This window comes from Paucibacter sp. XJ19-41, from assembly GCF_028462495.1.
GTDB lineage: Bacteria > Pseudomonadota > Gammaproteobacteria > Burkholderiales > Burkholderiaceae_C > Roseateles_E.
Window position 1 is genome coordinate 1 of record NZ_JAQOWX010000045.1, and the last position, 18,358, is coordinate 18,358.

An 18,358-nucleotide genomic window follows, 5' to 3' on the forward strand; every position below is an offset into this window, starting at 1 on the left:
GCCACCCGACGGCCCGGGCCGGCCGCCCCCGCAGGCGGCCGGCCTGCCCACCGATGCGCTGCTGCTGGACTACGGCGTGCGCCTGCTGGTGATCGCGCTGGCGGCCTGGTTCGGCTCGCGCTGGGTGGCCGCGCCGGTGCGCCGCCTGGTGCAGGCCTCGCAGACCCTGAGCGAGACCCTGGGCGACCAGCAGCCCCTGCCGGCACTCGATGAACACAGCGGCAGCCAGGAGGTGCGCGAGGCCGCCCGGGTCTTCAACCGCATGGCCCGCGAGCTGCAGCGCCAGTTCAGCGAGCGCGGCCTGATGATGGCGGCGATCTCGCATGATTTGCGCACCCCGCTGACGCGGCTGCGCATGCGGCTGGAAACCATGGACGCGGCACCGGCGCTGCGCGAGCGCTCGGTCGCCGACATCCGCGAGATGAACGGCCTGATCGACACGGTGCTCGAGTTGTTCCGCAGCCAGACCCAGGCCGCCGAACCGCTGCAGGACACCGATATCGACGCGCTGCTGCAGGCGCTCAGCGATGACCTGATCGAGCAGGGCCAGCCGGTGGTCTACACCGCCGCGCCGGCCATTGCGCGGGCCCATCCGCTGGCGCTGCGCCGGGTGCTGGGCAATCTGCTGGGTAATGCCCTGCGCTATGGCGGCCGCGCCGACATCGGTGTCGAGTCGCGGGGCCGCCAGGTCTGCATCCGCATCGACGACGCGGGGCCCGGCATCCCGCCGACCCAGCTGGAGGCGGTGTTCCAGCCCTTCTACCGGCTGGAGGGCTCGCGCAACCGCGACACCGGTGGCATGGGCCTGGGCCTCTATATCGCCCGCGACCTGATGCAGCGCCAAGGCGGCAGCCTCCAGCTGATCAATCGCCCCGAGGGCGGCCTGCGCGCCGAACTGCGGCTGCCGCTGGCTACGCCGGGCTGAGGGTCTCGGCAAAACCGGCGCGACGCTTGCGCATCGCGGCCGGATCGACGCTGGGCGCCTGGGCCGGCCAGCCGAAGAAGCGCTGCACATCGGCACGCCGCGCCAGCGTGTCGGCCATGCCCAGCATGATCAGCTCGCCGGTGAACGAGGGCTCGAACAGCAGATAGCTGGTCAGCGCCGAGCCGCTGGCGGCCTTGCCCTCGCCGGCCACGCCGACGCTGCGCAGCAGCGCCTTGATCGGCGGCGGCAGGCTGGCCTGGTGCTCGGCCGCCAGATCATCGAGGCGCCGGCTCGGCGCGATCACCAGCACATCGAGCGGCCGCAGCGGCGTCGCGCGGCGGGCCTCGGGCGTCAGCAGGCCCAGCGTGTTGTTGATGCGTTGCAGGCGCTCGACATCGACCGCCAGCGCATCCAGAAAGATGTTCGACAAGGCATGGCCGGCGATCTGCGCCATGCTCGGGTGGCCCTCGACCAGCACCTCGCGGCGCGCCCCCGGCGGCTCATGCATGCGACCCGCGCCTATCACCAGCACCCGGTCGGCGCCCAGGTGCACGGCCGGCGAGATCGGCGCGCTCTGGCGCATCGAGCCGTCGCCGAACCATTCCTGCCGGCCGTCCAGGTCCAGCAGCTCGGCCGGGAAGATGAAGGGGATGGCCGACGAGGCCATCAGATGCTCGATCGACAGCCGTGTCTTCACGGCCACCCGCTGCGAGCGCAGCCAGGGCTCGAACGGCAGCTGGGTCTGGTAGAAGGTCACATGCTGGCCCGAGGTGTAGCTGGAACCGCTGATCGCCAGCGCCTGCATATGGCCGGCCGCCAGCATCTCGTCGAGCCGCTCCATGCGCACCCAGCGGCGCAGCAGGGCACCGAGCGGCGCATTGTCCAGCAGGCTGCGCGGGCGCGAGCGCTTCCAGCGCGCCAAGGCCCAGCCCAGGCTCATCATCGTCATCCAGCGCGCGCCGGTGCGTATCACGCCGAAGGAGTCGGCCGCATAGACCTGCTCGACATGCAGGTTCTGCCACAGATGCGTCAGCCCGTCGACCGCACCATCGAAGTCGTCGGCATTGCAGGCCAGCGTGGCGGCATTGATGGCGCCGGCCGAGGTGCCGGCAATCACCTTGAAGGGATTGCCCTCGACGACGCCGGCATCGCGCTTGAGCTGGGCCAGCGCCGCCAGCACACCGACCTGGTAGGCGGCGCGCGCGCCGCCGCCGGTCAGTATCAGACCGGTGGTCGGAACAGGAACTTGAGCATAGGGCGGCACTTTCTTCACTGCGACAGCTTACGTCCTGTTGCAAGCTCGCAAAGCCAGAACTACGGGGGAGTCGCGGTCAAGCGACAGGATGTCCGAACCTGCTCAAGCCTCATAGACGATCTGCGGCGGCTCCGGGCTGATCGCTGCGAAGCGCTGCAGCGCTTCGTCGCAAGGCCAGAAGCGGCTGTCCTCGCCGAGGTCGATCTTGGCCTGGCCGCTGGCCAGGAAGTGGTGGGTCATGACCTTCAGACCCTGGTTGACGACGCCCTGTTCGCCCTGCTGCTGGCGCGCCGGCCATTGCTTGACCACCTCGTCCAGCGGCGGCAGCTTGTTCTTGACCGGCACATAGACATAGCGGCCGAAGCGTGCCCGCGCGCCGGCCAGATCCCAGACCGCCTGCACGGTCAGGCGCAGGCCGCCTGAGAAGCGGTCGTTCTGCACCTTGCCCTGCACGATGATCAGCTCGTCGTCGGCCAGCAACTCCTTGTGGGCATTGATCAGCTCCTCGTTGGCCACCGCCTCGATCGCGTCGCTCTTGTCGTCGAGCTTGAAGATCGCGACGCGGCCGCGGTGGCCGTTGATGATGCGCAGATCGCCGACGATGCCGGCCACCATGATGGGCTCGCGGCTGTCCTGCAGATCGGCGACGCGGCGCTTGACCATGCGCCGCACCTCCTCGCCGCTCTGGTCGAAGAGATGGCCGCTGAGGTAGTAGCCGATCGCGGTCTTCTCCAGGCTCAGCCGTTCCTTGATGCTCCAGGGCCCGGCCTGCACCAGCGGCGGCTCGGCGGTCGATGAGCCATGGGTGTCATCGAAGTCGAACAAGCCGCCCTGGTCGACGTTCTGCGCCAGACCCTCGGCATAGGTGTAGCCCAGCGCCACGCTGGCCAGCAGGCGGGCGCGGTCGGGTTCGATCGCGTCGAAGGCGCCGGCCGTGATCAAGGCCTCGACCACGCGCTTGTTGACCTGCTTGCGGTCGACCCGGGCGCAGAAGTCGAAGAAGCTCTTGAACGGCCCGCCCTCCGTGCGCGCCGCGACGATGGCGTGGATCGCGCCGACGCCGGTGCCCTTGATCGCGCCCAGGCTGTAATTGATCTTGCGTTCCGACAGCGGCTCGAAGCGGTGCACGCCCAGGTTCACATTGGGCGGTTCGAACTCGATGCCGAAGAGCTTGGCATCGTTCATCAGAACCTTGAGCTTGTCGGTGTCGTCCGACTCGATGGTCATGTTCGCGGCGAAGAACTCGGCCGTGAAATGCACCTTCAGCCAGCCGGTGTGATAGGCCAGCAGCGAGTAGGCGGCGGCGTGCGACTTGTTGAAGCCGTAGCCGGCGAACTTCTCCATCAGGTCGAAGACCTCGTCGGCCTTGTCCTGATCGATGCCCTTCTCGGCCGCGCCCTTGCGGAACAGCTCGCGGTGGGCGGCCATTTCCTCGGCCTTCTTCTTGCCCATCGCGCGGCGCAGCATGTCGGCGCCGCCCAGCGTGTAGCCCCCCAGCACCTGGGCGGTCTGCATCACCTGCTCCTGGTAGACCATGATGCCGTAGGTTTCGGCCAGCACGGCCTCGGCCAGCGGGTGCGGGTACTCGACCTTCTCCTTGCCGTGCTTGCGCGCGACAAAGGTCGGGATCAGGTCCATAGGCCCCGGCCGGTACAGCGCGTTCAGCGCAATCAGGTCTTCCAGCCGCGAGGGCTTGGCCTCGCGCAACATCTTCTGCATGCCGCTGGATTCAAACTGGAACACCGATTCGGTCAGGCCGTCGGAAAACAGCTTGTAGGTCTTGCGGTCGTCCAGAGGAATCGTCTCGAAGGCGAAGTCCTTGTGCTGCGGATAGCGCGTGGTGATGAATTCCTTGGCCAGCTCCATGATGGTCAAGGTCGCCAGGCCCAGAAAGTCGAACTTGACCAGGCCGATCGCCTCGACGTCGTCCTTGTCGTACTGGCTGACCGCCGAGCTCGAGCCGGGCTGCTGGTACTGCGGGCAGAAATCGGTGATCTTGCCCGGCGCGATCAGCACGCCGCCGGCATGCATGCCGATATTGCGCACCATGCCCTCGACGCGCGCGGCCAGTTTCAAGAGACCCGCCACCTCCTCGTCCAGCGCCTCGCGCTCCTCGATCTCGGGCGCTTCCTTGCGGGCGTAGATGATCTTGTCGTCGGGCTTCTCGGGCACCAGGGCCAGGGTCACGGTCTTGCCGGGGGGCGCCGGGATCAGCTTGGCGATTGAGTCGACCTGGCCGAAGCCCATGCCCAGCACCCGGCCGATATCACGCAGCGCCGCCTTGGCCGCCATCGTGCCAAAGGTGGCGATCTGGCTGACCGCCGGGCGGCCGTATTTGTCCTTGACGTAGTCGATCACCCGGTCGCGGTTGCCCTGGCAGAAATCGATGTCGAAGTCGGGCATCGAGACCCGCTCGGGGTTCAGGAAACGCTCGAACAGCAGGTTGTACTGCAGCGGGTCCAGGTCGGTGATCAAGAGCACATAGGCCACCAGCGAGCCGGCCCCCGAGCCCCGGCCCGGGCCCACCGGGCAGCCATTGTTCTTGGCCCACTGGATGAAGTCGCCCACGATCAGGAAATAGCCCGGGAAGCCCATCTTGATGATGGTGTTCAGCTCGAACTCCAGGCGCTCGACATAGCGCGGCCGCTCGGCATCGCGCTTGGCCGGGTCGGGGTAGAGCTGCTTGAGCCGGTGCTCCAGGCCGTCAAAGCTCTGCGCACGGAAATAGACGTCCATCGGCATCGGCGTGCCGTCGTCCTGCAGCGGCGTCGGGAAATCGGGCAGCTGCGGCTTGCCCAGCACCAGGGACAGGCTGCAGCGCCGCGCGATCTCCACCGTGTTGGCGATCGCCGAGGGCACATCGGCGAACAGCGCCTCCATATCCGCCTGCGGGCGGAAATACTGGCCCGGCAGGAAGCGCTTGATACGCTTGGGGTTGGCCAGGGTCTCTCCCTCGGCCACGCAGACCCGCGCCTCATGGGCCTCGAAGTCTTCCTCGGCCAGGAACTGCACCGGGTGGGTGGCCACCACCGGCAGGCCCAGCTCGGCGGCAAAGGGCACGCTGGCCAGCACCAGCGCCTCCTGGCCGGGCAGGCCGGCGCGCTGCAGCTCGATGTAGAAACGCTGTGGGAAGAGGCTTGACAGACGCTGCGCCCAGTCCAGCGCCCGCGCCTTGTCGCCCTGCAGCAGGGCCTGGCCCAGGCCGCCATGCTGGGCGCCCGACAGGCAGATCAGGCCCTCGCCCAGCTCCTGCAGCCATTCAAGCTTAAGGCAGGCCTGGTTGCGTATCACGTTCTGTATCCAGGCCCGCGACAGCAGCTCGCTGAGGTTCAGATAGCCCTGCTTGTTCTGGATCAGCAGCAGCACGCGCGAGGGTTGCTTGTCCGAACCCTCGGGTTCCAGCCAGCAGTCGGCACCCAGGATGGGCTTGACACCCTTCTTGCGGCAGGCGTTGTAGAACTTGACGCCGCCGAACAGATTGGCCAGGTCGGTGACGGCCAGTGCCGGCTGTCCGTCCTTGGCCGCCGCCGCTGCGGCATCGTCGATTCTCAGGGTGCCGTCGACGACGGAAAACTCGGTATGGGTACGCAGATGGACGAAGGGCATGGCGGGATTGTAGAGAGCGGCGCTATGCTCGCCGCCCATGCGCACGACAACACCGCCCGCCCTGCTGCTTCTGGCTCTCGCATCCGCTGCCTGGGCCGCCGATCCGCCGCCGACAGCGGCCAGACCCAGCAGCGCCGAGATCCTGGCCCAGTCACCGGCCGGCGACTGGCGCGGCTTGGACCCCGAGAACACCGTGCTGATGGAACTGCCCCAGGGTCAGGTCCTGATCGAGCTGGCACCGCGCTTCGCACCCCGCCATGCGGCCAATATCCGCCAACTGGCGCGCGGCGGCTATTACGACGGCCTGGCCGTCGTGCGCGTGCAGGACAATTTCGTCACCCAGTGGGGCGATCCGAACGGCGAGGACGAGAAGCTGGCCAAACCGCTGGGCAAGGCCGAGGCCAAGCTGCCGGCCGAGTTCTCGATTGCGCTGATGGGCCTGGCGCTGACCCGGCTGCCCGATGTCGACGGCTGGGCGCCGGTACCCGGTTTTGTCCACGGCTTCCCGGTCGCCGCCGACCCGAAGCAGGCCCGCGCCTGGCTGGCGCACTGCTACGGCATGGTCGGTGCCGGGCGCGGCAATGCGGTCGATTCCAGCAACGGCACCGAGCTCTATGCGGTGATCGGCCATGCGCCGCGCGGGCTGGACCTGAACATCACCGTGGTCGGCCGGGTGCTCAAGGGCATCGAGCTGCTGTCCAGCCTGCCGCGCGGCGGCCCGAATATGGGCTTTTACGACAAGCCCGAGCAGCGCCTGACGATACAGCGCACCCGGCTGCTGGCCGATATGCCCGAGAGCGAGCGCCCGGCTCTGCAGCTGCTGCGCACCGACAGCAAGACCTGGGGCGCGCTGCTGGACGCGCGGCGCTGGCGCAGCGGCTGGTTTGTGCACAGCCCGGGCCATATCGAGCTCTGCAGCGCCAGCGTGCCGACCCGGCCCGCGCCGCCTGTCAAATGAAGCTGCGGCGCGACATGCCTACAATCCCGGCCTGTCCGCCATGCAAAACGCTCCGATTCTGAACATCTCGGCCTATCTTTTCGTAGGCCTGCCCGACTGCCACGCGCTGCGTGAGCGCCTCCATGAGCTGGCCCTGAGCCTGGAGCTCAAGGGCACGGTGCTGCTGGCCGAGGAAGGCATCAATCTCTTTCTCGCCGGCACGGCCGAGGCGGTGCGCCGCTGGGTCGCGGCCCTGCACGAGGACGCCCGCTTCGCCCCGCTGAGCCCGAAGGAAAGCTGGAGCGAGACCGTGCCCTTCAAGAAGCTGCTGGTCAAGGTCAAGCCCGAGATCATCCGGATGAACCATCCGACGATCCGGCCGGACCAGGCCGAGCGCGCACCCGCCCTGCCCGCCGCCACGCTGGCGCGCTGGCTGGATCAGGGCCATGACGATGCGGGCCGGCCGGTCGTGACCCTGGACACCCGCAATGCCTTCGAGGTCGATTACGGCACCTTCGACGGCGCGATCGACTGGCGCATCCACAAGTTCAGCGAGTTCCCCGAGGCCGTGCGCCAGCACCGCGAGGAGCTGATGGGCAAGACCGTCGTGAGCTTCTGCACCGGCGGCATCCGCTGCGAGAAGGCCGCGCTGTATCTGCAGCAGCAGGGGCTGGACGGCCCCGTCTACCAGCTCGAGGGCGGCATCCTGAAATATTTCGAGGAGACCGGCGGCCCGCACTACCACGGCAGCTGCTTTGTGTTTGACCAGCGCGAGGCGCTGGACGCCGGCCTGCACCCGGCCATCGAGATCGAGCGCCCAGCCAGCGAGGCCCATCGAGCGCCCCAGCCATGAGACGTGAACGGACGGGGCCGGGCGGCTTGCTGCTGAAGCTGCTCGGCCTGCTATTGCTCGCGGCGGCGCTGATGATGGCCGCCTTCCGCGCGCCCGAGCGCTCGCTGGAGAGCCTGGTGGCGCGCTGGGCGCCGCCGCCCTCGGACTTCATCGAGCTGGGTGGCCAGCTGGTGCATCTGCGCGACGAAGGTCCCAGCGACGACCCGCAGCCCATCGTGCTGATCCATGGCACGGCGGCCAGCCTGCACAGCTGGGAAGGCTGGGCCGCCGCGCTGAAGCCGCGGCGCCGCGTCATCAGCTTCGACCTGCCCGGCTTCGGCCTCAGCGGCGCGCAGCCGCAGGGCGACTACAGCGACGAGGCCTATATCGCTTTCGTGCTGGCCCTGCTCGATCATCTGAAGCTGCCGAGCGTCGTGCTGGCCGGCAACTCGCTGGGGGGCCAGATCGCCTGGCAGCTGGCCGCCCAGGCGCCGCAGCGGGTCGCGGCCCTGGTGCTGATCGATGCCGCCGGCCATGATTTCAAACCCGACTCGGTGCCGCTGGCCTTGCAGCTGGCGCGCCTGCCGGTGCTGCGAGGCCTGGTCAGCGGCCTGCTGCCGCGCCGCCTGGTCGAGGCCAGCGTGGCCAATCTCTATGGCGACCCGGCCAAGGTCGACACCGCCCTGGTCGACCGCTATTTCGAGCTGACCCTGCGCGAGGGCAACCGCGCAGCGCTGCTGCAGCGCATCCAGCAGATGCGGCCGGGCCAGAACACGGCACGCCTGGCCGACCTGAAGCAGCCGACCCTGATCCTCTGGGGCGGCCGCGACCGGCTGATCCCGCCCGCCTATGGCCAGGCCTTTGCCGACGCGATTGCCGGCAGCCGCCTGGTGCTGTTCGAGGCGCTGGGCCATGTGCCGCAGGAGGAAGATCCGGCCGCCACCGTGGCCGTGATGCAGGAATTTTTACATTCGCTCAAACCCTGATGCCTTTTGCCTCATGGGCATTGCAATATCCTCACCTTGTTTTGCCATTCGCACATTTCTTGGAGAACGCATGCAACGTCGTCATCTGATCGCTCTGGCCGCCCTGGCCTGCAGCACCCTCACCGCCCTGAGCAGCCACGCCCAGGCGCCCGATTGGAAGAAGGTCCGCATCGGCGTCGAGGGTGCCTACCCTCCGTTCTCCGAGGTCGGCCCGGACGGCAAGCTCAAGGGCTTCGAGATCGACTACGCGCTGGCCCTGTGCGCCGAGATGAAGGCCGAGTGCACGCTGGTGCAGCAGGACTTCGACGGCCTGATCCCGGCCCTGCAGGCGCGCAAGATCGACGCCATCATCGCCTCGATGTCCATCACCGATGAGCGCAAGAAGGCCATCGCCTTCTCGAAGGCCTACTACAACACCCCGGCCCGCTTTGCCGCCAAGGCCGACGCCAAGCTGGACATCAGCGCCGCCGGCCTGAAGGGCAAGAAGATCGGCGTGCAGCGCGCCACCATCCACGAGAAGTTCGCCGCCGACCAGTTCAAGCAAAGCGAGATCGTGCGCTACGCCACCCAGGACCAGGCCTATCTGGACCTGAAGTCGGGTCGCATCGACGCCACCGTGGCCGACTCCGTCGCCATCGACACCGGCTTCCTGAAGACCCCGGGCGGCAAGGGCTATGCCTTCATCGGCCCGGCCTTTGACGACGTCAAGTACTTCGGTACCGGTTCGGGTGTGGGCATGCGCAAGGCCGACGAGAAGGCCCTGGGCAAGAAGTTCAACGATGCCATCGCCGCGCTGCGCGCCAACGGCACGTTCAAGAAGCTCAACGACAAGTACTTCGAGTACGACGTCTCGCCGAAGCAGTAAGCAAGCCGCTCATCAACGCATGTTTCTGCACGGCTTTCTGCCCAGCCTGCTGGAGGGTGCCCTGGTCACGCTGAGCGTGGCCCTGGCCTCTCTGGCCCTGGCCATGGTGCTCGGCATGGCCGGCGCCCTGGCCCAGCTCTCGCGCGTCCGGGCCGCGCGCGGCGGCGCCCAGGTCTATACCACGGTGATACGCGGTGTGCCCGATCTGGTGCTGATGCTCCTGATCTTTTTTGGCGGCCAGCTGGCCGTCAACGAGATCGCGCTGGCCCTGGGGCATGAGGACTATGTCGACGTCGACCCCTATCTGGCCGGCGTGCTGACGATAGGCTTCATCTTCGGCGCCTATCTGACCGAGGCCTTCCGGGGTGCCTTCCTGGCCGTGCCACCGGGCCAGCGCGAGGCCGGCCTGGCCTACGGCATGAGCGGCTGGCAGATCGCCCGGCGCATCACCTTGCCGCAGATGTTCCGCCATGCGCTGCCGGGCCTGTCGAACAACTGGCTGGTGCTGATCAAGAGCACGGCCATCGTCTCGGTGATCGGCCTGCACGACCTGATGACCCGCGGCTCGCAGGCGGCCGGCACGACGCGCGAGCCCTTTGTGTTCTACGCGGCCGTGGCCGTGATCTACCTGGCCTTCACCAGCGTCTCCGAGCTGGTGTTCAAGCATCTGCAAAAGCGCTTCTCCGTCGGCGTGCGCCAAGGACTGTTGTGAATCTGGACGCGATTGCCGAAAACCTGCCGCTGTATGTCAGCGGCGCCTGGACCACCCTGCAACTGCTGCTGATCTCGCTGGTGCTGGGCCTGGCAGTGGCCATCCCCTTGGCCCTGCTGCGCTGCATGCCCTCGCGCTGGGTGTCGGGCCCGGTCTGGCTCTACACCTATTTCTTCCGCGGCACGCCGATGCTGGTGCAGCTGTTCCTGATCTATTACGGCCTGGCCCAGTTCGAGGCGGTGCGCGCGAGCGCGGCCTGGCCCTATCTGAGTTCGGCCTGGTTCTGCGCCTGCCTGACCTTTGCGCTGAACACCTGCGCCTACACGGTCGAGATCATCGCCGGCAGCATCCGCGCGCTGCCGCACGGCGAGATCGAGGCGGCCAAGGCCCTGGGCATGAGCCGTGGCGTGATGCTGCGCCGCATCGTGCTGCCCTCGGCGCTGCGCCGCGCGCTGCCGGCCTACAGCAACGAGGCCATCTTCATGCTGCACGGCACCTCGCTGGCCAGCATCGTCACGATCACCGACCTGACCGGCGCCGCGCGCCAGCTCAACTCCACCTACTACCTGCCCTTCGAAGCCTTCATCACGGCGGCGCTGTTCTACTTCGTGCTGACCCTGGCCCTGGTGGGCCTGTTCCACAAGGCCGAGGCCCGCTGGCTCAAGCCGCTGATGCCACGCTGAAGTCCGGATGACGCCGCGCTGATTCCCATGCAAACCTCCCGCCACCCCCTGCTCTCGCCCGCCCCCGGCACCCAGCGAGAGCTGATCTCGCTGCACTACGGTCGTGCCGGTGCCCAGAAGGCCTATATCCAGGCCTCGCTGCATGCCGACGAGCTGCCCGGCATGCTGGTGGCCCACCATCTGCGCCAGCAGCTCGATGCGCTGGAAGCGTCCGGCCGCATCAATGGCGAGATCGTGTTGGTACCGATGGCCAACCCGATCGGCCTGTCGCAGTTTCTGCTGCACGGCCATCTGGGCCGCTTCGAGCTGAACTCGGGCGAGAACTTCAACCGCCACTACCCCGACCAGATCGCCAATGTCGCCGCCGCCATCGAGAGCGAGCTGGGCGACGACGCGACGCGCAATGTGCGGCTGCTGCGCCTGGCGCTGCGGGAGGCGGTGCTGCAGACCCCGGTGGACACCGAGCTGCAGTCGCTGCGCCGCACGCTGATGAGTCTGTCCTGCGACGCCGATATCGTGCTGGACCTGCACTGCGATGCCGAGGCCGTGCTGCACCTCTATACCGAGACGCCCTGCTGGCCCGAGTGCGAGGTGCTGGCGCGCTTTCTGGGAGCGCGCCTGACGCTGCTGGCCCAGGACTCCGGCGACCGGCCCTTCGACGAGATCTGCTCCCAGCCCTGGTGGCGCTGGGCCGAGCAGTTCAAGAATCGTTTCCCGATTCCGCAAGCCTGCCTGTCGGTCACGGTGGAGCTGCGCGGCCAGGCCGATGTCGACCACGCGCTGGCCCGGCGCGACGCGCAGCACATCATCGATTTCCTGACCCATCGCGGCCTGATCTCGGGCCAGGCGCCGGCGCTGCCGGCCGCCATCGGCGATGCCCGGCCGCTGGCCGGCAGCATCCCGGTCAAGAGCCCATCGGCCGGCGTGCTGACCTTTTTGCGCGATGCCGGCGCGATGCTCAGGGCCGGCGAGGTGCTGGCCCATGTGATCGATCCCCTCAGCAACCAGGTGAGCGAGCTGACCAGCCCGGTCGATGGTCTGTTGTTCGCGCGCGAGTCGGTGCGCTTCGCCCATGCCGGCATGAAGGTGGCCAAGGTGGCCGGCCTGACCGCACTGCGCACCGGTAAGTTGTTGGGTGATTGAGAGAAAAATGTCCGAAGCAAGCCTTGTCATTGAAAACCTGCACAAACGCTATGGCGAGCGCGAGGTGCTCAAGGGCGTTTCGCTGTCCGCGCGCACCGGCGATGTGATCACCCTGATCGGCTCCAGCGGCTCGGGAAAAAGCACCTTCTTGCGCTGCATCAACCTGCTGGAGCAGCCCTGGGAGGGCCGCTTCTCGCTGGGCGGCGAGCCACTGAAACTGGGCCGCGACCGCGACGGCAGCCTGAAGGCGCTGGACGCCAAGCAGCTGCAGCGCTGGCGCGCCCGCTTGGCGATGGTGTTCCAGAACTTCAACCTCTGGGGCCACCGCACCGTGATCGAGAACGTCATCGAGGCGCCCGTCTATGTCTTGGGCGTGCCCAAGGCCGAAGCGATGGAGAAGGCCGAGGCCCTGCTGGCCCGCGTCGGCGTGGCCCATCGCAAGGATGTCTACCCGGCCCAGCTCAGCGGTGGCGAGCAGCAGCGCGTTGCGATCGCGCGGGCGCTGGCGGTAGAGCCGGAGGTGATGCTGTTCGACGAGCCGACCTCGGCGCTGGACCCGGAGCTGGTCGGCGAGGTGCTGAAGGTGATGCGCGATCTGGCGGCCGAGGGCCGCACGATGATTGTCGTCACCCATGAGATGGGTTTCGCCCGTGAGGTCTCGACCCACACGATGTTTCTGCACCAGGGCAAGGTCGAGGAGGAAGGCAATCCGCGCGAGGTGCTGCTCAAGCCGCAGAGCCCGCGCCTGCAGCAGTTCCTCAGCGGCGGGCTGAAATAGGCCCACCCCCGAAGCGCTACAGCGCCCGGACCATCTCCACATGGGCGATGCCGGCCTCGTCGAAGACAGGGCCGCGGCGCTGGAAGCCGGCGCGGGTGTAGAAGCCCTCGGCCGACAGCTGGGCGTGCAGCAGCACCTCGCGGTAACCGCGCTCGCGGCCCGCCTGCATCAGCGCCTCCAGCACCTCGCGCCCGACCCGGCTGCCGCGCAGCGCCGCGATCACCGCCATGCGGCCGATCTTGGCGACACCGGGCACATGCTCGAGCAGGCGGCCGGTGGCCAGCGGCCGGCCCAGCCGGTTGTAGGCCACCGCATGCAGGCAGCTCGTGTCGGCGCTGTCCCACTCCATCTCGGCCGGGATCTTCTGCTCGTCCACGAAGACGGCCTGGCGGATGCGCTGGGCCTCGGCGCCCAGCTCGGCCCAGGCGCCGACGCGTACCCGCGCCATCGCCTCGCCCTTCTCGAAGCCGGTCAGCAGCTCGCGCAGGCCCTGCGGCACCGGCTTCGGCGTGCGGCTGGCGGCATCGGCAAACACATAGACCAGCTCGCCATGGACCAGGCAGTCTTCGCCACGGAACACCGCGCAGTGCAGGCTCATCGAGCTGTTGCCGACGCGCTCGCAGCGCACGCCCACATCGAGCAGTTCCTCGAAGCGGGCCGAGTCCAGATACTCCAGCGTAGCCTTGCGCACGAACAGATCGCCGCCCAGCTCGATCATCGTCGCCGAGTAAGGCAGGGCCAGCGCACGCCAATAGCCGCCGACCGCGGTGTCGAAATAGGTCAGGTAATGACCGTTGAAGACGATGTGTTGCGCATCGATCTCGGCCCAGCGCACGCGCAGTCGCTCGAAGAAGCGGAAGTCTCGACGACGCGGCGTGGATGTAGAAGTGGCGCTCATGGCTGCAAGGCCTCCTTGATGGCGAGGCCGCAGGCGTCCAGCGCCAGCAGGGCTTCGGGGATTTGGCGGCCCATCTTGATGAAGTCGTGGGTCACGCCGCGATAGAGCTCCAGCTGCACCTGGCCGCCGGCCGCGCGCAGCCGGTCGGCATAGGCAATGCCCTCGTCGACCAGCGGGTCGCATTCGGCCAGCAGCACGCAGGCGGGAGCCAGGCCGCCGTGGTCCTCGGCCTCCAGCGGCGCAAAGCGCCAGTCGCGCTTGTGGTGGTGGGCGATGTAGTGGTCGAAGAACCAGGCAATCGAGGCCGCATCGAGCAGGAAGCCGTTGGCAAACAGCTTGTGCGAGGCGGTGTCGGCATGGGCCGTGGTGCCCGGCGTGATCAGCAATTGCAACGCCAGCGGCAGGCCCAGATCTCGCGCATGCAGCGCGCAGACCGCTGCCAGCGTGCCGCCGGCGCTGTCGCCGCCGACCGCCAGCCGGCTGCCGTCCAGGCCCAGCGAGTCGGCCGCGCCCACCAGCCAGCGCATCACCGCCCAGCAGTCGTCGACGGCGGCCGGAAAGCGGTGCTCGGGCGCCAGCCGGTAGTCCAGCGCCAGCACCGCCGCGCCCGAGCGCAGCGCCAACTGGCGGCACAGGCTGTCGTGCGTCTCCAGGCTGCCTATCGTGAAACCACCGCCGTGCAGATAGAGCAGCACCGGCAACCGGGCCTCGTCCCGGGTCTTGGGCGCATAAAGCCGGGCGGCCAGCGGGCCTTCGGCACCGGGCACCTGCAGATTCTCGATGCGGGCCAGCGGCGCGCGCGGCAGATCCAGGATCTCGGCCCCCATCAGATAGGCGATGCGCGCCTGTTTCGGGCTCAGGCTGTGGAACGGCGGGCGATTGGCGCGGTGTATGCGCGTGAGCACACCGGCCATGCGCGGTGTCAACAAGGTGCTACTCAACAAGATCTCCAACAACTACGCTCGGGGCATTGGCGCGCAGTGTGCCAGAGCCCCCAAGGAGACGAGAGCGATGGCCCTGATCCAGTACCTGACCCAGATCCAGTTCGACTTCGGCGCCGCCGCGCTGCTGCCGCAGGAGTGCGAGCGCGTCGGCATCCAGCGGCCGCTGATCATCAGCGACGCCGGCGTGCGCGCTGCCGGCGTGCTGGCCAAGGCGCTCGCGGCCTGGGGCGCCGCCGACACCGCATGGCCGCCGGTGTTCGACGCCACGCCCGCCAACCCCACCGAAGCGGCGGTGCGCGCCGCTGCCCTGATGTATCAAGAACTCGGCTGCGACGGCCTGGTGGCCATCGGCGGCGGCTCCAGCATGGACCTGGCCAAGGGCGTCGCGATTGCCGCGACGCACGAGGGGCCGCTGAAGAGCTACGCCACCATCGAGGGCGGCAGCCCCAGGATCACCAAGGCGGTGGCGCCGGTGATCGCGGTGCCGACCACGGCCGGCACCGGCTCGGAGGTGGCGCGCGGCGCCATCATCATCGTCGACGATGGTCGCAAGCTGGGCTTTCACAGCTGGGAGCTGATGCCCAAGGCCGCGATCTGCGACCCCGAGCTGACCCTGGGCCTGCCGGCCCTGCTGACCGCCGCCACCGGCATGGACGCGATTGCGCACTGCATGGAGACCTTTATGTCGGCCGCCATCAACCCGCCGGCCGACGGCATCGCGCTGGAAGGCCTGCGCCGTGGCTGGGCCGCGATCGAGCGTGCCACCGGCACAGGTTCCGACCGCGAGGCGCGCTGGGCCATGATGAGCGCCAGCATGCAGGGCGCGATGGCCTTCCAGAAAGGGTTGGGCTGCGTGCATTCGCTCAGCCACAGCCTGGGCGGCGTCAACCCGCGCCTGCACCACGGCACCCTGAACGCGGTATTCCTGCCGGCCGTCGTCAAGTTCAATGCCCAGCACCCCAGCCTGCATCAGGACGACCGGCTGCAGCGCATGGCCCAGGCCATGGGCCTGCCCGGCTGCGATGCGGCCGGTAACGCGGTGGCCGAGGCGCTGCGCACGATGAATGCGCGGCTGGGCCTGGCCCCGGGGCTGGCGGCGCTGGGAGTGGGTGAAGACCTGTTCGAGCGCGTCATCGATGGCGCGATGCTGGACCATTGCCACAAGACCAATCCACGCCTGGCCACGCGCGAGGACTATCGCGAGATGCTCATCGCCTCGCTTTGACCCGGAGGCTCGCGTCAGGCAATGCCCGACAGGGTTTACAGCCGGTTTCCTATGCCCGGCGAGCGGCAGATCGGTTGCAATGGAGCGGTGTTCACAGGCAGGAGGCGGGTCATGGACCGAAGTCTTTTGTTTCCATTGCTGACACCCGCAGGCCGGCGTCATCGGCAGGATGTGTCCGGTATGAACCGCCATCCCAGCCTGCCAGCGCCTGCCGAGGCGACGCCTTTCTGCGGACGACGCACCGGGCGCCGCCGACAGATGCCCTTCTTCATCCGCTGGTGGCTGGCCCTGCAGGGCTGAGCGCGGACCGGCCAGCAAAAAGGCCGACCTCTTGTGGAGGCCGGCCCGGCGATACGAGCCCCGGATGCCGGGGCTCAATCACTTGAGGGGTGCATCAACCATGCTTGGCGTCGAAGAACTGCTCGTCCTCGGTCGAGCCCTTCAGCGCTGCAGTCGAGGCCTCGCGCTCGATGGTCGTGGTCACCGCGTCGAAGTAGCCGGTGCCGACCTCGCGCTGGTGCTTGACGGCCGTGAAGCCCTTCTCGGCGGCGGCGAACTCGGCTTCCTGCAGCTCGACAAAGGCGCTCATATTGTTGCGGGCGTAACCGTAGGCCAGGTTGAACATCGAGTAGTTCAGGCTGTGGAAACCGGCCAGCGTGATGAACTGGAACTTGTAGCCCATCGCACCGAGCTCGCGCTGGAACTTGGCAATCGTCGCGTCGTCCAGGTTCTTCTTCCAGTTGAACGAGGGTGAGCAGTTGTAGGCCAGCAGCTTGCCGGGGAACTTGGCATGGATCGCATCGGCGAACTGCTTCGCGAAGGCCAGGTCGGGCTTGCCCGTCTCGCACCAGATCATGTCGGCATAGGGCGCGTAGGCCAGGCCGCGGCTGATGGCTTGGTCCAGACCGTTCCTGGTGCGGAAGAAGCCTTCGACGGTGCGCTCGCCGGTGCAGAAGGGCTTGTCGTTGTCGTCGATATCGCTGGTCACCAGATCGCCGGCCTCGGCATCGGTGCGGGCCAGCAGCACCGTGGGCGTGCCCATCACATCGGCAGCCAGACGGGCAGCCACCAGCTTGGCCACCGCCTCGCGGGTCGGCACCAGCACCTTGCCGCCCATATGGCCGCACTTCTTGGCGGCGGCCAGCTGGTCTTCGAAGTGCACGCCGGCAGCGCCGGCCTCGATCATGGCCTTCATCAGCTCGAAGGCGTTCAGCACGCCGCCGAAACCGGCCTCGGCGTCGGCCACGATGGGCGCGAAGTAATCGATATCGTTCTTGCCCTCGCTCCACTGGATCTGGTCGGCGCGCGCGAAGGTGGCGTTGATCTTCTTGACGACCTTGGGCACCGAGTCCACCGAGTACAGCGACTGGTCGGGGTACATCTCGCCATTGCTGTTGGCGTCACCGGCGACCTGCCAGCCCGACAGATAGATGGCCTTCAGACCGGCCTTGACCTGCTGCATGGCCTGGTTGCCGGTCAGCGCGCCCAGCGAGTTGATGAAGGGCTCGGTATTGACCAGGCCCCAGAGCTTCTCGGCGCCGCGCTTGGCCAGGGTGTGCTCGATGGCCAGCGAGCCACGCAGGCGCACCACGTCGGCGGCCGTGTAGCCGCGGGTAATGCCCTTCCAGCGCGGGTTCTCGGCCCAGTCTTTTTCGAGGGCGGCGATTTGCTGTTCACGGGTCAAGGTGCTCATGAAGTACTCCTGCAAGCGGTTGGGGGTAGGAAGGAATCGATGGCTTAAGCGTAGTCCTCGCCTCCGCCTTGCGGAAGTGTTGTATCTTATATAAGACTAAAAATATTCTCCTTGAAAATCAACAACTTGCACTTTCAATGCCGGATCGTGAAAACAACTTCTCCATAATGAGAAAAAATGTCGCGGCGCAGCATGAAGAAAGATCACGATATGAAATGCCGTTTTCGTATCGTGGATTTGCAGCGACGCGATCTCAGAGCCCGCCGATGAAGTAGCGCTTCAGCCCGGCCAGCACCATCTCGACCGCGATCGCGGTCAGCACCAGGCCCATCAGCTTCTCGATCGCCGACACCACCGAGTCGCCCAGCAGCTTGCGGATGCGGTCGGCCAGGATCAGGGTCAGGCCAGAGACCACCATGGCCGCGGTGAGCGCGGCAATCCACTCCCAGATGCGGTCGGGCTGACGCGAAGCCAGCAGCAGCACGGTGGCCATCGCCGAGGGGCCGGCCAGCAAGGGCACGGCCAGTGGAAAGATGAAGGGCTCGCGACCGGGCTCCAGACCATAGGCCGACTCGCCGCTGCTGCCGAAGATCATGCGGATCGCGATGATCAGCAGGATCACACCGCCGGCCACCTCCAGCGAGCGCTCCGACAGATGCATCACCCGCAGGAAGGCGTCGCCGACGAACATGAAGGCGAACAGCACGCCGAAAGCGATGCCGACCTCGCGCAGCGCCACCAGCTTGCGCCGCGGCTTGGGGACCGCTCGCATGATGGGGATGAAGATCGGCAGGCTGCCCAGCGGGTCCAGCACCAGCAGCAAGAGGATGAAGGCGGAGAGAAAACTGTGGTCCATGGCTGGATTGTCGGCGCTGT

16 protein-coding genes are annotated in these 18,358 nt (G+C 67.6%); 10 read left to right on the top strand and 6 right to left on the bottom strand.

Annotated elements, in window-relative coordinates; translation table 11 throughout:
- Window positions 1-925 (top strand): ATP-binding protein (locus tag PO768_RS13315; RefSeq protein WP_272646446.1); only part of this gene is annotated, 925 nt, incomplete at its 5' end.
- Here the strand turns inward: PO768_RS13315 and PO768_RS13320 are convergent.
- Complete coding sequence (locus PO768_RS13320) at window positions 912-2,198, bottom strand: patatin-like phospholipase family protein (RefSeq protein ID WP_272646447.1); 1,287 nt, start codon at window positions 2,196-2,198, stop codon at window positions 912-914. The two genes, PO768_RS13315 and PO768_RS13320, sit on opposite strands and share 14 nt — an antisense overlap.
- A gap of 84 nt (window positions 2,199-2,282) precedes the next feature.
- On the bottom strand, window positions 2,283-5,786 hold the full coding sequence (gene dnaE, locus PO768_RS13325) for a DNA polymerase III subunit alpha (RefSeq protein WP_272646448.1): 3,504 nt from the start codon (window positions 5,784-5,786) through the stop codon (window positions 2,283-2,285).
- A gap of 37 nt (window positions 5,787-5,823) precedes the next feature.
- Between dnaE and PO768_RS13330 the strand changes: the two genes are divergently transcribed.
- From PO768_RS13330 to PO768_RS13365, 8 genes are all read left to right on the top strand, one after another.
- Entirely contained in the window at window positions 5,824-6,744 is a 921-nt protein-coding gene (locus PO768_RS13330; protein ID WP_272646449.1) for a peptidylprolyl isomerase, read from the top strand.
- A gap of 40 nt (window positions 6,745-6,784) precedes the next feature.
- On the top strand, window positions 6,785-7,576 hold the full coding sequence (locus PO768_RS13335; protein ID WP_272646450.1) for a sulfurtransferase: 792 nt from the start codon (window positions 6,785-6,787) through the stop codon (window positions 7,574-7,576).
- Window positions 7,573-8,541, top strand: a complete 969-nt coding sequence (locus tag PO768_RS13340; protein WP_272646451.1) for an alpha/beta fold hydrolase — start codon at window positions 7,573-7,575, stop codon at window positions 8,539-8,541. The genes PO768_RS13335 and PO768_RS13340 overlap by 4 nt, the downstream gene beginning before the upstream one ends.
- Window positions 8,542-8,611: 70 nt before the next feature.
- Window positions 8,612-9,406, top strand: coding sequence for an ABC transporter substrate-binding protein (locus PO768_RS13345; RefSeq protein ID WP_137940840.1), 795 nt, complete (start codon window positions 8,612-8,614; stop codon window positions 9,404-9,406).
- 19 nt (window positions 9,407-9,425) lie between these two features.
- Entirely contained in the window at window positions 9,426-10,118 is a 693-nt protein-coding gene (locus PO768_RS13350; RefSeq protein ID WP_272646452.1) for an ABC transporter permease, read from the top strand.
- Window positions 10,115-10,801, top strand: coding sequence for an ABC transporter permease (locus PO768_RS13355; RefSeq protein WP_272646453.1), 687 nt, complete (start codon window positions 10,115-10,117; stop codon window positions 10,799-10,801). The genes PO768_RS13350 and PO768_RS13355 overlap by 4 nt, the downstream gene beginning before the upstream one ends.
- 27 nt (window positions 10,802-10,828) lie before the next feature.
- Entirely contained in the window at window positions 10,829-11,944 is a 1,116-nt protein-coding gene (locus tag PO768_RS13360) for a succinylglutamate desuccinylase/aspartoacylase family protein (protein WP_272646454.1), read from the top strand.
- A 7-nt stretch (window positions 11,945-11,951) separates the two neighbouring features.
- Window positions 11,952-12,722, top strand: coding sequence for an ABC transporter ATP-binding protein (locus PO768_RS13365; RefSeq protein ID WP_272646455.1), 771 nt, complete (start codon window positions 11,952-11,954; stop codon window positions 12,720-12,722).
- 16 nt (window positions 12,723-12,738) lie between these two features.
- On the opposite strand, the gene PO768_RS13370 is transcribed toward PO768_RS13365, so the two are convergent.
- Together PO768_RS13370 and PO768_RS13375 are read right to left on the bottom strand one after the other, a co-directional pair.
- On the bottom strand, window positions 12,739-13,620 hold the full coding sequence (locus PO768_RS13370; RefSeq protein WP_272646456.1) for a YbgC/FadM family acyl-CoA thioesterase: 882 nt from the start codon (window positions 13,618-13,620) through the stop codon (window positions 12,739-12,741).
- Window positions 13,617-14,534, bottom strand: a complete 918-nt coding sequence (locus PO768_RS13375; RefSeq protein ID WP_269840423.1) for an alpha/beta hydrolase — start codon at window positions 14,532-14,534, stop codon at window positions 13,617-13,619. The genes PO768_RS13370 and PO768_RS13375 overlap by 4 nt, the downstream gene beginning before the upstream one ends.
- 97 nt (window positions 14,535-14,631) lie before the next feature.
- On the opposite strand from PO768_RS13375, the gene PO768_RS13380 reads away from it, so the two are divergent.
- A complete protein-coding gene (locus PO768_RS13380; protein ID WP_272646457.1) occupies window positions 14,632-15,789 on the top strand; it encodes an iron-containing alcohol dehydrogenase in 1,158 nt (385 codons plus the stop codon).
- 394 nt (window positions 15,790-16,183) lie between these two features.
- Here PO768_RS13380 and aceA read toward each other — a convergent pair whose 3' ends face one another.
- Together aceA and PO768_RS13390 are read right to left on the bottom strand one after the other, a co-directional pair.
- Window positions 16,184-17,482: an isocitrate lyase gene (aceA, locus tag PO768_RS13385; protein WP_440401830.1), complete on the bottom strand. Its 1,299-nt coding sequence runs from the start codon at window positions 17,480-17,482 to the stop codon at window positions 16,184-16,186.
- A gap of 253 nt (window positions 17,483-17,735) precedes the next feature.
- A complete protein-coding gene (locus tag PO768_RS13390) occupies window positions 17,736-18,338 on the bottom strand; it encodes a MarC family protein (protein WP_137940848.1) in 603 nt (200 codons plus the stop codon).
- Window positions 18,339-18,358 lie beyond the last annotated feature (20 nt).

What these genes read in the sequence shown, in the direction of transcription:
- dnaE (WP_272646448.1), bottom strand. Translation starts at nt 5,786, where the DNA reads ATGCCCTTCGTCCATCTGCGTACCCATACCGAGTTTTCCGTCGTCGAC.
- PO768_RS13330 (WP_272646449.1), top strand. Translation starts at nt 5,824, where the DNA reads ATGCGCACGACAACACCGCCCGCCCTGCTGCTTCTGGCTCTCGCATCC.
- PO768_RS13335 (WP_272646450.1), top strand. Translation starts at nt 6,785, where the DNA reads ATGCAAAACGCTCCGATTCTGAACATCTCGGCCTATCTTTTCGTAGGC.
- PO768_RS13340 (WP_272646451.1), top strand. Translation starts at nt 7,573, where the DNA reads ATGAGACGTGAACGGACGGGGCCGGGCGGCTTGCTGCTGAAGCTGCTC.
- PO768_RS13345 (WP_137940840.1), top strand. Translation starts at nt 8,612, where the DNA reads ATGCAACGTCGTCATCTGATCGCTCTGGCCGCCCTGGCCTGCAGCACC.
- PO768_RS13350 (WP_272646452.1), top strand. Translation starts at nt 9,426, where the DNA reads ATGTTTCTGCACGGCTTTCTGCCCAGCCTGCTGGAGGGTGCCCTGGTC.
- PO768_RS13360 (WP_272646454.1), top strand. Translation starts at nt 10,829, where the DNA reads ATGCAAACCTCCCGCCACCCCCTGCTCTCGCCCGCCCCCGGCACCCAG.
- PO768_RS13365 (WP_272646455.1), top strand. Translation starts at nt 11,952, where the DNA reads ATGTCCGAAGCAAGCCTTGTCATTGAAAACCTGCACAAACGCTATGGC.
- PO768_RS13370 (WP_272646456.1), bottom strand. Translation starts at nt 13,620, where the DNA reads ATGAGCGCCACTTCTACATCCACGCCGCGTCGTCGAGACTTCCGCTTC.
- PO768_RS13375 (WP_269840423.1), bottom strand. Translation starts at nt 14,534, where the DNA reads ATGGCCGGTGTGCTCACGCGCATACACCGCGCCAATCGCCCGCCGTTC.
- PO768_RS13380 (WP_272646457.1), top strand. Translation starts at nt 14,632, where the DNA reads ATGGCCCTGATCCAGTACCTGACCCAGATCCAGTTCGACTTCGGCGCC.
- aceA (WP_440401830.1), bottom strand. Translation starts at nt 17,482, where the DNA reads ATGAGCACCTTGACCCGTGAACAGCAAATCGCCGCCCTCGAAAAAGAC.
- PO768_RS13390 (WP_137940848.1), bottom strand. Translation starts at nt 18,338, where the DNA reads ATGGACCACAGTTTTCTCTCCGCCTTCATCCTCTTGCTGCTGGTGCTG.